The sequence below is a fragment of the Kitasatospora cheerisanensis KCTC 2395 genome, from assembly GCF_000696185.1.
Classification (GTDB): domain Bacteria; phylum Actinomycetota; class Actinomycetes; order Streptomycetales; family Streptomycetaceae; genus Kitasatospora; species Kitasatospora cheerisanensis.
In genome coordinates, this window is sequence record NZ_KK853998.1 from 65,365 (window position 1) to 82,126 (window position 16,762).

A 16,762-nucleotide genomic window follows, 5' to 3' on the forward strand; every position below is an offset into this window, starting at 1 on the left:
TCCGCCCCGTCCACGCCGACGGCACCACCTGCGACCACCGCGTCCACCCCCGCACCGGCCAGCCCCGCGACCCCTCCAGCGACTGCACCGGCCGCACCGGCTACAGCGCCCACTGCCCGGCTGCGGACAGACCCTCACCCGCACCCTGCGCGTCGTCCTCGCCGATGACCTCAGGTACCGCCACCACCGCGGCGCCTGACGCGCTACCGGCCGGGGCCGGCCGCCACGAGCAGGCCGGCCCCGCCGTCACCGGACCGCCCATTGCCGCACCGCGGCCGACCACCGAGGAGACCCCTTGTTCGGAACCGTTGTCCCCTACCGCGCCGAGTCCGCCGCCACCCAGGCCGTCGGCGTCGACTTCGACCTCACCCTGATCCGGCACGACCAGGGATGGCAGGACGGCCGCATCTACGGCCAGCCGATCCCCGGGGCGCTGGAGAGCCTGCGCGCTCTGCTCAGGGTGAGGGCAGTCTTCATCGTCACCGCCCGACACCGGACTTTTCACCCGCTGATCGCCGAGTGGCTGACCGCCCACGGCTTCGACGCGGTCGTCGACGACGACCCCGACCGCTGCTACTGGACCACCCGCGGCCGCATCCTCGTCACCAACAAGAAGCTCGGCGCCGCCTGCTACATCGACGACCGCGCCATCGAGTTCGGCGGCGACTGGACCGCCGCCCTCGCCACCGCCCGCCACCGCATGGCCCTCACCCCCGCCACCGCCGCCCAGGGAGAGCGCCCGTGACCGCCACCGAGACGAGCACCGTCCCCGACGCGGCGGTTGATCGGGGCGACCAGAATCTCGCCGAGGCGCTGGCGCACACCGTGGGCGACATCGCCCGCACCGACCAGAAAGCTGGCGTTCTCCTCGGCCTGGACGGCGTCCTCGCGGCCGCCGTCGCGATCCTCGCCCAATCCCACGGCGCCCGACTCGCCGTCATCGCCCCAGCCGCCGCACTGCTCCTGGCCGCCACCGTCCTCGCCGTCCTCGTCGTCCGGCCGCGCCGCGAAGTCCGGGCCGCCGGCGACCGGGACCGCTCCTCCCCTGCCTACTGGTCGGGCCTCGACCACGACCAGCTGCGAGCCGCCCTCCGTCCGGACCGCCGCCTGCACCGCCTCGGCGACCTCGCCACCATCTGCGACCGCAAGATGGTCATGCTGCGGTGGGCGTCCGACGCTTCGATCGCCGCCCTGGTCGCGCTCTCCGCGGCCGCCCTCAACACCGCCGCCTGACATCCCAGAACATGACGATGGCCCACACCCGGCTCGGGGTGTGGGCCATCGTCATTTGCGGGGCTAGTCGGACGCTTCGAGCACCCTCGTGGCAAGCGCGTCGGCGAGCCTGTAGGTGTCATCGAGACTGAGCGTGGAGAAGATGACCTGAGCAAGATCATCTATGGTCATCGCGGCCAAGTCGACGAGCACCTGCTGGGTCGTCTCAGCCTCTTCACCACGCTGGTCCGGCACGCCGGCGCCAGGCTCAGAATTAACCGCGGTAAATTCGGCGGCCGCGTCAGACGTGGACGCCGGTGCCGCAGGCGAGCCAGCAGGCGCAGGATCCTCCACGGCAAGTGCCAGCCGGGCCGCAGAATTAACCGCGGCAAATTCCGCCCCGGCAGTCGTCGGATCCTGGGCCCTGCGACTGCCGGCGGGGGCCGGTGCCTGCTCGGGGGAGACGGAACTCGCCTGCCGACCAGCCGCCGCCTTCTTCGAAGCGTCGTCCCGCTCAAGCACGTCAAGCTGCGCCAACTGCTGCTCGGCCGTCATGCCCTCGATGCCCTTGACCGTGCCGAGGCGCCGCGCCCTCCGGATCGAGAGGCCGGCCTCCTCGCCGGCAGCGTGGGCCCGCACCATCGCCTGCAGATCGGGGTGCAGCTTCAGCAGGCTCTTGCGCTGCGAGATCCATGCAGCGGTCCAGCCTTCCGCCTCCGCAGCGGCCTTGGCGGTCTCGTACTCTGCGACGATCGCCATGACCGCCTTGGCCTCCTCGATCGGGTCGAGGTCCTTGCGTTCGACGTTCTCGTCGAGAGCGGCACGCAGCAGCGCCGCCCGGGACCGCGCAACCGTGTCGTTGACCGCGCACGCCAGCGTCTCACGGCCGTACTCCAACGCGGCGGCATGCCGCCGGCAGCCGTTCACCACGATGAAGTCGCAGCCGCGCAGCTGCTCCGCCTCGTCCGGGTAGAGGAGCAGGTATGCGGCGCGGGTCACGACGAGCAGACTCTGGCGCTGGATCTTCACGATCGAGCTGAGGTCGGACAGGTTGCCGACGGAGTCCCGCGGGTTGTGCGGGTTGGGTGCCAGGCGCGCGGTCTTGACGTGGATCAGACGGTCGGAGGACGCAGCGTCAGCTGCTCCCTCGGTCTCCTGTTCCTTGACCGCGGCCGGCTTGCCCAGCAGATCCGCGACGTTCACACGACGGCCGGCCATCAGGAGTTCCTCCCATCGCGGGCACGGGCGATACGCAGCTGCATCTCCAGCGCCAGGTTGCTGAAGTCGGCCTGACACTCCTGTGCCGTGCGGCTCTTGGCGTACTGCGTCACGACCTGGCCGAGCGCGGCTGCCTTGGAGTGCAGCTTGTAGTGGCGGATCACGGTGTTCGCGAGCGGCCAGCCGTTGTCCCTCACGAACTGCTTCGTGTCGTCCCGGTCGCCCTCCCCATCACGTGGGTCCCAGTTCGAGACCACCACCGTGAACGGGATGCCACGGGGCTTGATGACCTCCTCGATCGTTTCGGCGGTGGGCTTCCAGCCGAGCGACTCGGTCTCGATGGGGACTATCACGTGGTCGGCGTTGTCGAGCGCCGCCCGGATCGAATCCGCGACGCGGCCCTCACCGAGCGGGTCGCCGGAGTTCTCGTCGCGGGCCTCCGGCGGGGTCCATCCCGGGGTGTCCACGATGACGATGTCCACCGCGGTCGCCTCACGGAGCCGCTTCAGATCATCAAGATCGTTGTACGCCTCGGCGAAGATGAAGGGGAGATCCTCACCGACCCTCTCCGCCCACCACGCGCTGGAGCCCTGCGGGTCGAGCGAGACGGCCGCCACCGGCGCCAACACGCCGTCCTGGGCCGAGCCCTTGTCCGGGGCGAGGACCGCCGCGGTGGTCGCGGCCAGGTTCACCGTGATCGTGGACTTGCCGATGCCGCCCTTGCGATTGAGGACGACGATCACTGTTGCCATGAATCAGATCCTTGATCCGTTGACTTCCCAGGCTTCTGACCTGGTACTTCGGAGTCCGTCGACTTCCCGGCGAGCACCGGTACTTCGGACCGCCCCAGCATGTCAGAAACCACCCATCAGACCGAATCCCCCGCAGACACCGGCGAGCCGCACCAGAATTAACCGCGGTTAATTTCCTGACAGGACGCCAGCGGACAGAACGTCACCAGCACCAGAGACCCCCGCCAGCGCTGCCTCGCAGGACTACCACCCACCAGACCTGAGGAGTAGCAGCATGTCGTGGCGAGACGCGGTACCGCTGGCCCTGCGGATGCTGCTGCAGAAGGACAGCCGGGTCGACCCGCACCTGGAGATCCTGCGCCTGGGCGTCGAGCACGAGGACGTCGCAGCCCGCGACATCACCGTCACCCTGGTCCTGGACGGCGCGCTCGTCACCGGAACGGTGATCTCCACCGACACCTGGGAGCGCCTGTACCTGCGTCAACTCGGCGACCAGGACGACACGCTGCGCCGGGTCGTCCGCGACGCTGTCGGCCATCTCGATTCCGCCGCGGACACGGGGCGTCGCCGCCGTGAGATCGACCAGCGTTTCCTGCACCTGCGCGACGTCACCCACCAGGCCGGCCGCACCAGGCACACCCTGGCGCTGTGGCGCGGACCGATCGCCGCAGTCGGTGGCTGGAGCCTCGGCCGACCCGACAAGGACTGACCCGCGCCGCCCGCCGCGATCCCGGTGCGGGCGTGTGCGGTGCTCGTCGACCCCGACAGCCGGGTGTGCGTGATCCGCGCTGTCACCGGCCCAGTGACGCACAGCACTCGCTGCCCGGCGGCCTGGTCGCCGACGGAGAGGAGCCGGCCGCCGCGCGCTCGGCCTGATCCTGGCCGTCGAGGGCACCCACGGAAGTGCGCTGGCTGCCCTTGGCGGACCCGGCCGGAGCGCGCCTCTGCCCGGTCGCCGCCGTCACAGTCCGGCCGCGTCCGCGGCCGCCGTGCCGGTGCTGTCGGTCGCGATGACGGATGCCGCCTACCGGTGGTGCCGGTTACCCGCGCGCTGTCGGTCGGCGGTGCCACGCTGGCCTGGTGGACGAGTATGACGAGCAGCTGCTGCGCGGCCGGGTGTACGGCGCCGAGCACGACGATCCGGGTCCGCGCCCGGGCCACGAGTACCGGGAGCTGGTGGGTGGTCCGCTGGACGGGCTGCTGCTGGACGTCACCGGCTGGGAAACGGACATGCTCGAATGCGGCGCCGCGCTGGTCACCGAGCTCGGTCACTACGGCGGTGGGGCCGCGCCCACTACGAGCCGCGTCCCGACGACCCGAAGAGATGGGACTGGGCGGGCGACACCCCGTAGAGCGCGGGCCTGGGTCGGGCTTGAGTGGCCCCGGGCCCCGTCGACGGCTGGTTCTTCCGTCACAAACCTGAAACAGCACCAGCAGTGTCCGGCAGTTCGACTACTGTCTGTCCAGTTCTGGTCGCTGTCGGGGGGCATGCTGTGGCAATTGAACTGCCTGGTGAGGTAGTGGAGTTCCTGTCGTTCATCGGTATCAACTGGCCGACGGTGAACGAGGACAAGGTCCGGGAGTTCGGCGCGCATGTGCGGGACTTCGCGCAGAACGTGGAGTCGGTGCACCAGCAGTCGACGTCCACGATCCAGCAGTTGGGGCAGGCGTACCAGGGCGCGTCGTACGAGGCGCTGCTCGCCAAGTGGGCGTCGGTCTCGGACCAGCACCTGAATGAGTTGGTGCAGGCGTGCCACGTGGTCGCGGACGCGCTGGACATCGCGGCGGACGTGATCGTGGCGATGAAGGTCGAGACGATCGGCGAACTGATCGCGCTGGCGGCCGCGTTCATCGCGGACCAGGCCGCGGCGGTCGCCACGCTCGGTGCGGCGGAGGCGGCGGTGATCCTGATCGAGGAGACCGCGAAGCGCCTGATCAACTATCTCGAGCAGCAGTTGGAGCAGTACATCATCGCGCAGGTGGTGGAGGCCGCGATCGGCCCGCTGGTGGACACGGTGGCGAACGCCGTTCAGGGGATGGTGTTCCAGGCCGCCGAGTCCGCGCTCGGCGGGGGTGGCGGCGGTGGCGGGAGTGGGTTCCAGATCGACCCGGACGCGCTGGACGAGCACGCCCGGATGATGCACGACCAGGCGGAGGCGGTCGCCGGTCACGCGCAGGCGTTCCAGTCCAAGATCGCGGGGGTGAGCTTCGAATGAGCAACCAGATCGTCAAGGCGCTGGAGCACGGCGCGCAGAAGCTTGGCAAGACGCTGGCGGAGGACGCCGGGAAGGCGCTCAAGAACTTCTACCGGCACGCGGGCGACAACCTGAAGACCGTCGCCAAGAACACCCGCGAGATCGAGCAGAAGCACGTCAAAGACCTCGAGAAGATCCTCAAGGGCGAGGGCAAGGACGCCCTCCACCACCCCGGCACCGGAACCGGCAAGGGCAGCGGCCACGGGGGCGGTAGCGCGGGGCACGGAGGCTCGGCGAATCCCCGGCCGCCGCGGCTGCGCGACGGCGCGGCCGAGCCCCGGCAGACTGCGGTGCCGGCGAAGCGGCGCAACTGCCGCAGCGACCCGGTCGACATCGCCTCGGGCGAGATGGTGATGCAGCACGAAGACGTCGACCTGCCGGGCGTGCTGCCCCTGGTGCTGAACCGCACCCACATCTCCTCCTACCGGTCCGGCCGCTTTTTCGGCCGCTCGTGGGCCTCGACCCTGGACCAGCGACTGGAAATCGACGAGGACGGCGTCGTCTTCGCCTCCGCCGACGGCATGCTCCTCGTCTACCCGACACCCCTTCCCGGCGAGCCGGTACTCCCGGTGGAAGGCCCGCGGCTGCCCCTCACGCGGGACACCGAGTCCGGCACCGGGATCTCCGTCAGCGACCCCTTCAAGGGCCTGGCACTGCACTTCGACGCCCTCGAGGAGGAGACCGATCCCGCGAACGGCCCGGTGCAGCTGCCGCTGCGCGCGATCACCGACCGCAACGGGAACCGGATCGACATCGAGTACTCCGCGGCAGGCGTACCGGTCGAGGTCCGGCACAGCGGCGGCTACCGCATTGCGATCGAGTCCACCAATAGCCGGATCACCGCATACCGGCTGATCGGTGCGGGCCCCTCGGAGCAGTCCCCGGACGCGCCGCTGGCCGGATTCCGCTACGACGGCAACGGCAACCTCGCGGACATCCTCGACGCCGCCGGCATCCCGCTGCGCCTCACCTACGACGAGGCCGGCCGGGTCACCTCGTGGACCGGCCGAGGCGGCTTCCGCTACCGGTACATCTATGACCGTGCGGGCCGCTGTGTGCAGACCCGCGGCGACCACGGCGTCTTGGACGCGGTGTTCACGTACGACCTCGAGCGCCGGGTAACCACGGTCCGGGACTCGCTCGGCAACCGGACCGTCTACCAGCTGAACGATGCGGGCCAGACCGTCTCCGAGACCGACCCGCTCGGCGGGGTCACCACCTCCGAGTGGGACCGCCGCGACGGCCTGCTCTCGCAGACCGACCCCCTCGGCCGGACCACCTCCTACGAGTACGACGTGGACGGCAACCTCGTCGCCGTGGGGCTGCCGGACGGTACCCGGTCGACCGCGGTGTTCAACGACCTGCACCTGCCGGTGGAAGCAGTCCAGCCCGACGGCGCGAGGTGGCAGTACGAGTACGACGAGCGGGGCAACCTGCTGGTCACCACGGCGCCGAACGGCGGGCAGACCCGATGCCAGTACGGCGAGTTCGGCCGGCTGGAGTCGGTCACCGACGCGCTCGGCCACACCACCGTGTACACCACCGACCCTGCCGGCCTGATCCTCTCGGTCACCGACCCGCTGGGCGGGGTCACGACCAGCGCCCGGGACGCCTTCGGACGGGCGCACACCGTCACCGACGCTCTCGGCGGCGTGACCACACGCGGATGGACCGCGGACGGGCTGCTCGCCTGGCACACCGGGCAGGACGGGCGGACCGAGCGCTGGGGCTACGACGCGCGTGGCGACGTGGTCGAGTACCGGAACGCCGACAACCGGGTCACCGCCTTCGAGTACGGCCCGTTCGGCATGCCGACCGCCCGGACCGGTCCGGACGGCGTCCGCTACGAGTTCGCCCACGACACCGAGCTGCGGCTCACCGCGGTGACCGGCCCTCAGGGGGCGCGATGGCGCTACGAGTTCGACCCGGCCGGGAACCTGGTCGGGGAGAACGACTTCAACGGCCGCTCGCTCCGGTACGGGTACGACGCCGCGGGCCAGTTGGTCGAGCGGGTGAACGGCTCCGGCCAGTCCGTCCGGTACACCCGGGACGGCGCCGGCCGGGTCGTCGAGAGCCGGTCCGCCGACGGCACCGCCACCTCCTTCGCATACGACAGCGCGGGCCGGATGCTCCGCGCGGCCACCGCCGACTCCGTCGTCGAGTTCGGCTACGACGCGCTGGGGCAGGTGATCCGCGAACGCTCGGACGGCCGGGCGGTGTCCAACGAGTACGACCTGCTCGGCCGGCCCGTCCGCAGGGTCACCCCGAGCGGCGTGGTGTCGGAGTGGACATACGACGGGAACGGCCTGCCCTCGCGCCTCACGACGGACGGCCAGAAGCTGGCGTTCCAGCACGACGCGCTGGGCCGGGAGACCACGAGGCACTTCGGTGCCGGCGTCGCGCTGACCAAGAGCTGGGACGCGTCGCACCGGCTGGCCGGGCAGGCGCTGTGGGGCGCCGACGCCGCGGAGGCCAGCGGCTACCGGCAGCTCCAGGCCCGGAGCTGGACCTACCGGGCCGACGGCCACCCGATCGCCGTCGCGGACCAGCTGGCCGGCGACCGGTCCTTCGAGCTGGACGCCGTCGGCCGGGTCACCGCGGTGCGGGCCGCGACCTGGACCGAGACGTACGCCTACGACGCGGCGGGCAACGTCACCCGCGCGGACTTCCCCGCAACCGACGACGACTCCCAGGGCGAGCGCGAGGTCGCCGGGACGCTGGTCACCCGCGCGGGACGCACCCGCTACGAGCACGACGACCAGGGCCGAGTCGTCCGCACGATCCGCCGCTCGCTCTCCGGCCAGGCCCGCGAGTGGCGCTACACCTGGAACGCGGACGACCGGCTCGTCCGGGCCGACACACCCGACGGACGCTCCTGGGTCTACCGGTATGACGCGTTGGGACGCCGCGTGTCGAAGACCTGCCTCGCCCCGGACGGCTCCGTCGTCGAGCAGGCCCTGTTCAGCTGGGACGGTACCCACCTGGCCGAGCGGCTCCTCCAACTGCCCGGCGTGGAGCGGGCGACCACGTGGGACTGGGAGCCGTCCGGCTACCGCGCCGCCACCCAGGTCGACCGGTCCTGGCGGCTCGCGGGCGCGACCCGGGAGGAGATCGACCGTCGATTCCACGCGATCGTCACGGACCTGGCCGGCGCGCCGGCCGAACTCGTCACCGCCGACGGCGAGATCGCGTGGCGCACCACCGCCAGCCTCTGGGGCCGGCCCATCGAGACACGGCGCGGCGACGTCGACTGCCCGCTCGGGTTCCCCGGCCAGTACCGGGACGCCGAGACCGGACTGGACTACAACCTCGCCCGCTACTACGACGCCGACACCGCGAGCTACCTGTCGCCCGACCCCCTCGGCCTGGAACCCGCGCCGAACCACCACCGCTACGTCGCCAACCCGCTGTGGTGGACGGACCCGCTCGGCCTCAAGGGCAAGAGCAAGGGCAACAGCAGCGGCGGCAACGGCAGCGGAAACGAGCCCCGGCGGATCTTCGACGACTCCGAGTACGACAAGCACGGGAGCGCGTCGAGTTCGTCCGGCAAGGGTGAGGTCAGCCGGGCGCCCTCGAACGGGCAGGCCGCGCTGGACCGGTCGATCGACATGGACCCCAACAACCCGGACGTCACCCGCCGACTCGGCGTCGACTACGACAGCAACGAGATCGTCGTCCTCGACCGGCACCGCGAGGTGACCGACACGCGTGGGAACGTCACCGAGTACTACCACGGACACGTCCAGTCCAAGTACCCGTCCAAGAGCGTCACCGAGGGAGACCTGACCAAGCTGAAGAAGGCTGGAATGATCGACAACATCAAGAAGCAGCGAGTCCTGCCCCCGCCGAAGCCCTGCGAGGAGTAGGCAGGACCGGATGAGCGAAACAGAGGAGGGCACGCCAGCCATGCCGGATCCGACCCCGGACGGGATCGACCAGCGACTCGCCGCAGTCGATGCCGGCCTCGACCGGGACGACCCCGACGTCGGCACCGAGGTGATCAAGCTGGTCCACGCGGCCGACGGCGACTTCGAGGCCGTCGCGGCGAGGGTCGAACGTGCCCTGGGAGCCGCCCGCCCCGAGGTCCGCCGGCTGGCCTGCGTGGCCGCCGGCGACCTCGCCAGAACCTCGGGCCGGCTGACCCCCGGAATCTACGCGGCGCTGCGAGCCGAAGGGCTGGGCGGACCGGCGGATTCGGCGATCAAGGACACGCTGACCTACATCCCGTTCCGGCAGCTGACCTGGTGGTTCCGATGGACCTCGGCCCGACTGACGGTACGGAACTGGGCCGAGGGGCGGTGGCTGCGAGCTACCGACACCTTCGAGACTGCACGCGACGCCTGGCGGGAAAAGTTCGGACAAAAGTGACAGCCAGCTCGATAGTGCCAACGCCCTATGCCCGGACCTCGGCGAGCGCCTGGCCGGTGCCGTCACCGCGCCAGGGCCACGCCGAGCCGCAGTGCACCGATGGCCGGATCGTCCAGGACATCGTGGGCGCCACCGGACGATAGAGCCCGGCAGGCGCAAGCCTCCGACGGGCACCGTTCGCCAGGGCAGCCTGGGAGGTGAGCCGGGACGGGTACACGGCTACGGGTCGTGCCGCAGGTAGGCCACGGCGAGGGCGCCGGCCAGGTCGAGCAGCGGCGCCGCGTCGGCCAGGCCGTCGAGTTCCTCGGCGCGGTCGGCGAATGCCGCGGTGGCGCGCAGCCAGGCGGTGAGGGCCAGCGCGGTGGCCGGCGCTGTGCGCGGCTGCGGCGAGCGAGAGCCGCGGGGCGTGCCGGTCGGGGTGGTCGGTGTAGGCGTACGACGCGATGGTGCTCGTGCTGACGGGCTCGCCGGCGATGGTGTCGTCGGGCCGGTACGAGGCGAGCACCGGCGCCCCGTGCTCGTCCTGGTCGACCATCCATCGCGTCCCGGCCTCGGCGGCCGCCACCGCCCGCTGCTCCAGCAGTCCAGCCGCCCGCCGCAGTACCTCCGCCGCCTCCGACACCCCGTCAGCACCCCTCTCTACAGCGCCCGCAGCGCCCGCTCGCACTCCGGGCAGCGCTGCGCGGCGAGGTGGGGCGGGTACCAGGGCTGGCCCGGCGCGGTGCGCTCGTAGCGGGCGTGCTCCATCGATGCAGTGTCGAGGCCGCACAGTGTGGTTGGCAGTGGGTCCTCGGGCACGTCGGGGTCAGCGCCGACGGCGTGGACCGCGACCACGGCCGACTCAACGCCGCCCGAGCCCACTTCCTGGTCGGCCCGCAGGACGAAGAGCACGATGATCCCCATGCCGTCGAGCCTCGCCCCGCCAGCCCCACACGGCCACCGGACGGCCGGCCGCCGCCTGTCCTGTGCCACCACCAGGCAGCACCGGGCCGACGGGGTTTCGCCGGTGATGGCACCGGTGGCTACTGCGGAGTACTCTGTGTAGCCTGTTCGGGGGGCTGGTCGAGCTGCTGCTGGCGACGCCGCTGTTCACCGTTCCGGTCACGAGTGCGCCGTCCAGGACCAGGGTGACGGTGATGTCGCGGGCTGCGACGTCCTCGTGCTCGACGCCCAGGCGCAGGATCTCCAGGTGCGGGTCGACACGGCTGTCCTTCTGCAGCAGCATCCGCAGGGCCAGCGGTACCGCGTCTAGCCACGACATGCTGCCGCTCCCCCGTTCCCCCGCCGGTAGTTGGTACTCCACGGTAGGCGGCCGGGATCGGGATGTGAGGCCTTTCCCGTAGCGATCGGCTCGTGGTGGTAGCGCGGCGGCGGGATGTTGTCCGCGGGCGATATGTGCGCTCGGTGGAGGCTTCGGGGGGCTGAGAGCGGCGCCCATCGGTGGGGAGGACGTCCCGTGGGTCTGCGGGCAACGGCAGAGGGACCTGGGCGTGGAGGGCCTCGATGAGGGCCGTGTAGCTGTCGTCGTCCAGGACTGGCCGAAGGGCGGTGGCCTGTTGGCCGCAGTCGCGACCAGGGCGCAGCGGAGGGTCTCGCGAAATGACGTTCGATGCGGTGACGGTGCCTGCGTGTTGGCCGTGGTCAACATGCAGGCACCGTCGCAGCGTTAAGTGCCGTGGTCCTGATTGGCTGTTTTCGATCCCCGGCGGGTGTGGTTCCTTGCGGATTGGTTGCGCAGCCCGGGTAGTACGGGGGAGTAGGAAGGGCCAGCGGTTAAGCGGCCGCTGGTCACGGTGCGACGTCTCCTGGCGCCCCCGTGAGCGCGAAGCCGATGCGCTGGCCTACCCAGGCGCGCTCGAGCCGGCGGGACTATCCGATCGCTGCGTTGAGGGCGAGCGCGACTATGAACCAGAGGACGGCCGCGGCAAGGTCGACGCCGATCATGGCGAGTACCTTGGTAGGCGTAGACAGTTCCTTCTTGGCGACCTTGATGTTGACCAGTGCGGCACCTGCTCCAATGGCTGCGCCGACGGCGCCGAGGAGGAAGGCCAGGGCGAGGCCGAGGGGGAGGAAGGTGAGGAGGAACTGCCAGCCGTTCATGCCGGCGAGGGGGCCGCCGACTGCGCTGTCCTTGTTGAGCTGGATGGGCTGCTTGGGCATGGGATTCCTTGGGGTTGGAGTCTGATGGGTGGGTGAGGGGCCCGCCGGGCCTGGTTCGTCCGGCGGGCCTGGTCGCAGAGGGTTCAGGGGTTGGGGTTGTAGGTCTTGGAGTCCCAGGCGGGGGTTCCGGACGGCTTGTAGATGACGAAGTTGCAGTCGTCCTGGATTTTGGCGACGGCACCGGGGTTTCCGGCTGTGGCGGAGTTCCAGAGGGAGTTCGCGCTGCTGCCGGGGGTGGTGAAGGTCGGGTCGGGCTTGTAGACGACGAGGTTGCCGTCGGTCTGCATGGTGGCCCAGGCGCCCGGGTTTCCGTTGGTGCTGGTGGCCCAGAGTGCTTTGCCGGTGGGGGTGTTCTGGATGTTGAGGGCGTAGAGGACGAGGTTGCCATCCGGTTGCATGACCAGCATGGTGTGGGCGGCGTAGACGGTGTCGCCGGGGCGGAGGATGCTGCCGCCGGTGAGGGTGGTGGGAAGGGTGTCGACGAAGTTGCTGACGGAGACGTCGGCGACGGCGCCCTTGAAGTAGTTGCTGTTGGCGTTGCCGCCCCGGTAGCGGCCGATGACGAGCTTGCCGGTGGCCGGGATGGTCGTGTTGTGGGTGCCGAAGGCGGCGGGGGCGCCGTTGACGAACAGGACCATCTGCTTGGTGGTGGCGTTGAAGGTCGCGGTCAGCTTGGTCCAGGCGCCGGGCTGGACGCGGCCGGCGGAGTTGACAGCGTCCGTGGCGTCGTAGGGCCAGCCGCTCGCGGTGTCGGCGGTGGCCATGGCGAACTTCCAGTAGGTGACGCCGTTGACCAGGCTGGGCCAGATCATGAAGTTGCTGGTGCCGGTGCCGTCCTGGCTGACGACGACGCCTTCGGTGAGCTGGTCGGCGCGGGCCCAGGCGCTCACGGTGAACGACTGCTGGGTGTTGACCTGCAGGGTCGTGTCGATCTCGCCGTTGTTGCCGGTGCTGTTGAGCAGTGCGGCGTTGGCCGGCTCGGCCCGGCCGGTGGAGATCCAGCTGACGTCGCCTGTGACGGTGCCGTTGTTGCGGCCGATGGCGTCGTTGGCGTTGCCGGCGAGCGGGTAGCGGGCGAGCGGCGGACGCAGGTCGCCGACGGTGTTGACGCCGGTGAAGCCGGTCACCACACCGGGGTGACCGGCGGGGTCCCCGATCTTGCCGGGCCAGACGGTGAGCTGGCTGGCCGAGTTCTGCGCGTACAGGTCCGCGATGCCGTCACCGGTCAGGTCACCGACCGAGCCGACCGTCGGGTAGGCGGCGGGGTTGATACCACTGCCGATGACGGTCCCCTTGGTGGGATCGGCGAGCGCGGAGTAGTCGATGGCGCAGCTATTGGCGGGGTTCCTGGTGATCGGGTAGGAGAGGATCTTGCCGGTGCTGCGCTCGCGGGTCCACAGGGTGGCCTGCTTGGTGGTCGTCGTGGTTCCGGCGGTGGTGGTGCAGGTGGTGGTGCCGTTTGCGGGGCCGGGGCCGATCAGGTCGTAGTTGCTCCAGTCGAGGTCGGAAATCTGGGTGTCCTTGGGCGCGAGCAGCTTGATGCTGTTGCTACCGGGGGAGAACAGCCAGAGCTTCTTGCCGATCACCGCGATCAGGTAGGTCCTGGCGGGCGTGGCAGCGACTTCGTCCTCGACGGATCCGACCGCGAGGATCTGGGTCGCGTTGCTCCAGTCGGTGCCGAGCTCGGTCGGGCAGGTGATGGTGAGGCCGTTGGCGTCGGTGCAGGTGACCGCACCCTGCGTGGTGGTGCCGTTCAGATAGAACGCGGTGCGGGTGGTGAATCCGGCGGCCGAGTTCAGGTACAGGAAGAGCTGTGGGCTTCCAGCCGGGTGGGCAATCAGATCATCGAGGGTGACGCCACCGCGCAGGGACCCGTGATGGGTGACCTGGACGGCCTGCCAGGTGCCGGTGGGCGAGGTGACGGCCGGTCCGACCAGCCAGCCTGCGTGCGTCGGGTCGATGGTGCTCTGGACGACGCGCAGGTTGCCGGTGCTGTCCGGCAGGAGGATGTCGGGACGCCGGTCGCCGGTGACATCGCCATAGACGACGCCCTGGGCCGCGCTCCACGGGGCGTAGAAGCTGTAGGCGAACGGCTGGCTGTAGTTGCCGGCGTTGTCCTGGGCCTGTACGTAGAGGACGTTGGTGCCCCAGCGCGGCGGGGTGTAGCTGTAGGAGGCTGTGCCGCTGGCGTCGGGCAGTAGGGCGCCGATCTGGTCGCAGTTCCAGCCGGTCACCGGGCTTGGGTCAGTGCTGACCCGGAAGCAGGCGAGGCCGGAGGCACTGGTGCCGGCGGGGGCCAGGTCGCTGCCGGTGATGGTGAATATTCCCGCGCTGCCGACCGCCTTGGACGGGTTCGGGGAGCCGGAGGGCGGGAAGTCGGTGGAGCTTACGTTCACGCTGGGCGGTGTCTTGTCGACGCGGAGCCAGCAGGGGCCGGAGTTCGGAGAGGTGAGCAGGCCGTCGTTGGCATTGGCCCACCAGCGGTACTGGTGGCCGTCGGCCAGAGCGGAGCCCGGCACGTTGACGTACCCGGCTCCGAAGGCGGGTGCGGGGGTGGACCACACCCCGGGGAAGGTGTTGGCGGTCTCGTCCCAGACGGCGAAGTTGTCGGTGAGGTTCTGCCCGGTCGGGGACCACTGGCTCAGGCCCAGCGTGAGGTTCTGGGTAGCGCCGATCCAGCCTGGGTTGTTGCTGCCGAAGCAGTCGCCGCCGGTCGGCTTGCCCTTGCCGTCGGTGTTGGCGAAGCCCGGGGTCGGGCTGCTGCGGGGCCACCACGAGCTGGGCGTGATGTCGTAGTTGGTGGTGATGGAGACGTTGCTCCGGATGTGGTGGCGGTAGAGCTTGTTGTTCTCGTCGCTGGGCGCGATGCCGACGGTCCAGTCGCCCCACTTCTGGGACGCGGCCTGCTGCATCTGCGCGGTCACGTTGAAGGAGATCGTGCCGGTTCCGGTGATCGGCGCGGCGGAGTCTGCGACCTTGGTGCAGCCGCCGAAGGTGCCGCTGCCGTTGCACGGCTGGTTGTTCCAGGTGGTGTCGGCGTCGATGGTCCCGGTCCAGTAAAGGCCGAACGTGGTGCTGGTGGTCGGGGACGAGGCGTCGACGACGTTCACGAGCATTGTGGAGTCGTAGACGGTCGGCGGGGCCGGGGCACCGCTGGGCTGGTTGTAGATCTCGGGCGCGATGCCGACCCTGATGTAGGCACGCTCCCGACCGTAGGCCGGGCAGGGGTTGGAGCCGCTGTAGCCGCAATAGCCGACGCCGAGGTCCTGGTCGGCGGTGCTGAAGTACTTGGCGTCGCGGAGGTACTCCTGCACCTGGGTCGAGGCTGTCTTGTAGCTGACCGCACCGACGGTCGGGTCCAAGTACCACGGGCCGGTGCCCTTGCCAAAGGTGGCCCCGTCCGGTGTCACATCGAGACCGGAACCGGTCGACTTCACGGTCATGGGGGCGACAACAGCGGTGTGGCCAGGGCCAGCGGCACTCGACAGCGCCCCGGATTCGGTCTGTTGAGCTGACGTCAGCGAGTAGGGCGCGGCCGAGCCGGTAGCGGCGACCGGTGCGACGGTGGAGTCCCACTGCAGCGGCGTGGGCGCCTGGAGGCGTGCCTTACCGGCGGAGTCCTTGAAGCTGATGTTGCCGGCCGTGTCGGTCTCGATGCTCAGGCCAGTCACGGACATGGGGAAGTGCAGTGTCTTAAGGCGCGGGTCGGCGGCCGCAGCTGCGGTCTTGACCACAATCACGTCCCGCCACCCGCCGTTGCTAAGCGCGCTGACCACCAGGTCGACGTCGGGCAGCACGTTGGCGTAGGTGGCTGTGGCGCCAGCGAGCGACGGCGCGGGAAGCGTGAATGGGGCGGTGACGGCCAGCTTCTCGCCGTCGACGGTGGTGAGCGTCGCGAGCGGGCCGTCACCGCCGCCCGACAACGACAGCGAGTCCTGCGTGACAGCCGGGCTGATGGAATTGTCCGCGTTGCGATGCAGGGTTGGGTCGAGATCGGCCCACTTGCCGGACCGCTTGGTACGTACGGCAATCGAGTTGTCGGTAGTGGTCAGCGTGCCGTTCGGATTCGCCATGGTTCGTGATGACTCGGTGGTCAACGGTTCCACTACGACCTGCTGCCCGGTGGACTTGGCGTGCGCGCGGGCATCCGCGATTGCCTGTTGTTCCGGCGTCGTGGCGAGAACTTCGTTCCCGGAAGCGGACGGCGCTGGCGACGGCGAGGCGCTGAGGGCGGCCGCGTCGGCCGTCGGGATCCCGAGCAGGCCGAGGCCGAGAGCACCGGACGCGAGCAGGGCAATCAGAGGGGGCACCTGCCCCCTCCCGGGACCCGGGAGTCGCGGTTTACGCAGGTCGGAACTTCGGCTGGACATAAATCGTACTCAATTTCTGTAGTTCGCCGACCGAGTGTGCGGCTGTGATTTCTCGATGGTCTCGACGTGCGCTTGAGAAGCGAAACAGTAATGTCGCCATATGCCTGAAATATCCACTTTGAGATCCGATAACAATCGCATGACGGAGACTCAACTGGTGTCGATGCAACGAAACCTGCATCAGGCGGACATATCCTGACGGATCGTCATGTTTTTTGATAACGATTGCATCGGCAAGGTGGCTGCTTCCCAGTTACCGCGTACCGGGCCTTTGCTGATCCATAGGATCTGCTCGATGTGCTCGCGACTGCGAAATTGCACATCGATCGGCGATGAAATCCGATTGGAGAACTCGGGTGGGACCATGGCGTGCCGGAACACCACTAGGACGATGGCTACGAGAACGAACGCGGGGGATCGGCCTCGT

12 protein-coding genes and 1 pseudogene are annotated in these 16,762 nt (G+C 69.8%); 7 read left to right on the forward strand and 6 right to left on the reverse strand.

Going from position 1 to position 16,762, the window contains the following annotated elements; translation table 11 throughout:
* Positions 1-295 precede the first annotated feature (295 nt).
* A complete protein-coding gene (locus KCH_RS38450; RefSeq protein ID WP_051654112.1) occupies positions 296-745 on the forward strand; it encodes an HAD family hydrolase in 450 nt (149 codons plus the stop codon).
* On the forward strand, positions 742-1,233 hold the full coding sequence (locus tag KCH_RS36215; protein ID WP_035875948.1) for a Pycsar system effector family protein: 492 nt from the start codon (positions 742-744) through the stop codon (positions 1,231-1,233). Before KCH_RS38450 ends, KCH_RS36215 begins: the two co-directional genes overlap by 4 nt.
* A 63-nt stretch (positions 1,234-1,296) precedes the next feature.
* Here the strand turns inward: KCH_RS36215 and KCH_RS38455 are convergent, their stop codons facing one another.
* Both KCH_RS38455 and KCH_RS36225 read right to left on the reverse strand, forming a co-directional pair.
* Entirely contained in the window at positions 1,297-2,430 is a 1,134-nt protein-coding gene (locus tag KCH_RS38455; protein WP_051654113.1) for a ParB/RepB/Spo0J family partition protein, read from the reverse strand.
* Positions 2,430-3,182 (reverse strand): peptide transporter, encoded by a 753-nt coding sequence (locus KCH_RS36225; RefSeq protein ID WP_035875951.1) that lies wholly within the window; start codon positions 3,180-3,182, stop codon positions 2,430-2,432. Before KCH_RS36225 ends, KCH_RS38455 begins: the two co-directional genes overlap by 1 nt.
* Positions 3,183-3,456: 274 nt before the next feature.
* Between KCH_RS36225 and KCH_RS36230 the strand changes: the two genes are divergently transcribed.
* The 5 genes and pseudogenes from KCH_RS36230 (at position 3,457) to KCH_RS36250 (ending at position 9,805) form a co-directional block, all read left to right on the forward strand.
* Positions 3,457-3,891 (forward strand): hypothetical protein, encoded by a 435-nt coding sequence (locus tag KCH_RS36230; RefSeq protein WP_035875954.1) that lies wholly within the window; start codon positions 3,457-3,459, stop codon positions 3,889-3,891.
* 371 nt (positions 3,892-4,262) lie between these two features.
* Positions 4,263-4,534: pseudogene (locus KCH_RS36235) on the forward strand (hypothetical protein).
* Between the two features lie 168 nt (positions 4,535-4,702).
* The gene (locus tag KCH_RS36240; RefSeq protein ID WP_244305753.1) at positions 4,703-5,398 is read left to right on the forward strand and encodes a WXG100-like domain-containing protein; all 696 of its coding nucleotides are present in this window, start codon (positions 4,703-4,705) and stop codon (positions 5,396-5,398) included.
* Positions 5,395-9,303 carry a DUF6531 domain-containing protein gene (locus KCH_RS36245; protein WP_051654114.1) on the forward strand — a complete coding sequence of 1,303 codons (3,909 nt, stop codon included), beginning with the start codon at positions 5,395-5,397 and terminating at the stop codon, positions 9,301-9,303. The genes KCH_RS36240 and KCH_RS36245 overlap by 4 nt, the downstream gene beginning before the upstream one ends.
* Positions 9,304-9,313: 10 nt before the next feature.
* Entirely contained in the window at positions 9,314-9,805 is a 492-nt protein-coding gene (locus KCH_RS36250) for a hypothetical protein (RefSeq protein ID WP_157032491.1), read from the forward strand.
* Between the two features lie 639 nt (positions 9,806-10,444).
* Here KCH_RS36250 and KCH_RS38460 read toward each other — a convergent pair.
* The 4 genes from KCH_RS38460 to KCH_RS42040 form a co-directional block, all read right to left on the reverse strand.
* Entirely contained in the window at positions 10,445-10,708 is a 264-nt protein-coding gene (locus KCH_RS38460; RefSeq protein WP_157032492.1) for a hypothetical protein, read from the reverse strand.
* A gap of 966 nt (positions 10,709-11,674) precedes the next feature.
* Positions 11,675-11,965, reverse strand: a complete 291-nt coding sequence (locus tag KCH_RS36260; protein ID WP_035875960.1) for a hypothetical protein — start codon at positions 11,963-11,965, stop codon at positions 11,675-11,677.
* 83 nt (positions 11,966-12,048) lie between these two features.
* Positions 12,049-16,275 (reverse strand): LamG-like jellyroll fold domain-containing protein, encoded by a 4,227-nt coding sequence (locus KCH_RS36265; protein ID WP_167574268.1) that lies wholly within the window; start codon positions 16,273-16,275, stop codon positions 12,049-12,051.
* A gap of 240 nt (positions 16,276-16,515) precedes the next feature.
* On the reverse strand, positions 16,516-16,716 hold the full coding sequence (locus KCH_RS42040; RefSeq protein WP_157032494.1) for a hypothetical protein: 201 nt from the start codon (positions 16,714-16,716) through the stop codon (positions 16,516-16,518).
* Positions 16,717-16,762 lie beyond the last annotated feature (46 nt).

Excerpts from the sequence above, each read along its gene's own strand:
- KCH_RS38455 (WP_051654113.1), bottom strand. The coding sequence starts at position 2,430 with ATGGCCGGCCGTCGTGTGAACGTCGCGGATCTGCTGGGCAAGCCGGCC.
- KCH_RS36225 (WP_035875951.1), bottom strand. The coding sequence starts at position 3,182 with ATGGCAACAGTGATCGTCGTCCTCAATCGCAAGGGCGGCATCGGCAAG.
- KCH_RS36230 (WP_035875954.1), top strand. The coding sequence starts at position 3,457 with ATGTCGTGGCGAGACGCGGTACCGCTGGCCCTGCGGATGCTGCTGCAG.
- KCH_RS36245 (WP_051654114.1), top strand. The coding sequence starts at position 5,395 with ATGAGCAACCAGATCGTCAAGGCGCTGGAGCACGGCGCGCAGAAGCTT.
- KCH_RS36250 (WP_157032491.1), top strand. The coding sequence starts at position 9,314 with ATGAGCGAAACAGAGGAGGGCACGCCAGCCATGCCGGATCCGACCCCG.
- KCH_RS38460 (WP_157032492.1), bottom strand. The coding sequence starts at position 10,708 with ATGGGGATCATCGTGCTCTTCGTCCTGCGGGCCGACCAGGAAGTGGGC.
- KCH_RS36260 (WP_035875960.1), bottom strand. The coding sequence starts at position 11,965 with ATGCCCAAGCAGCCCATCCAGCTCAACAAGGACAGCGCAGTCGGCGGC.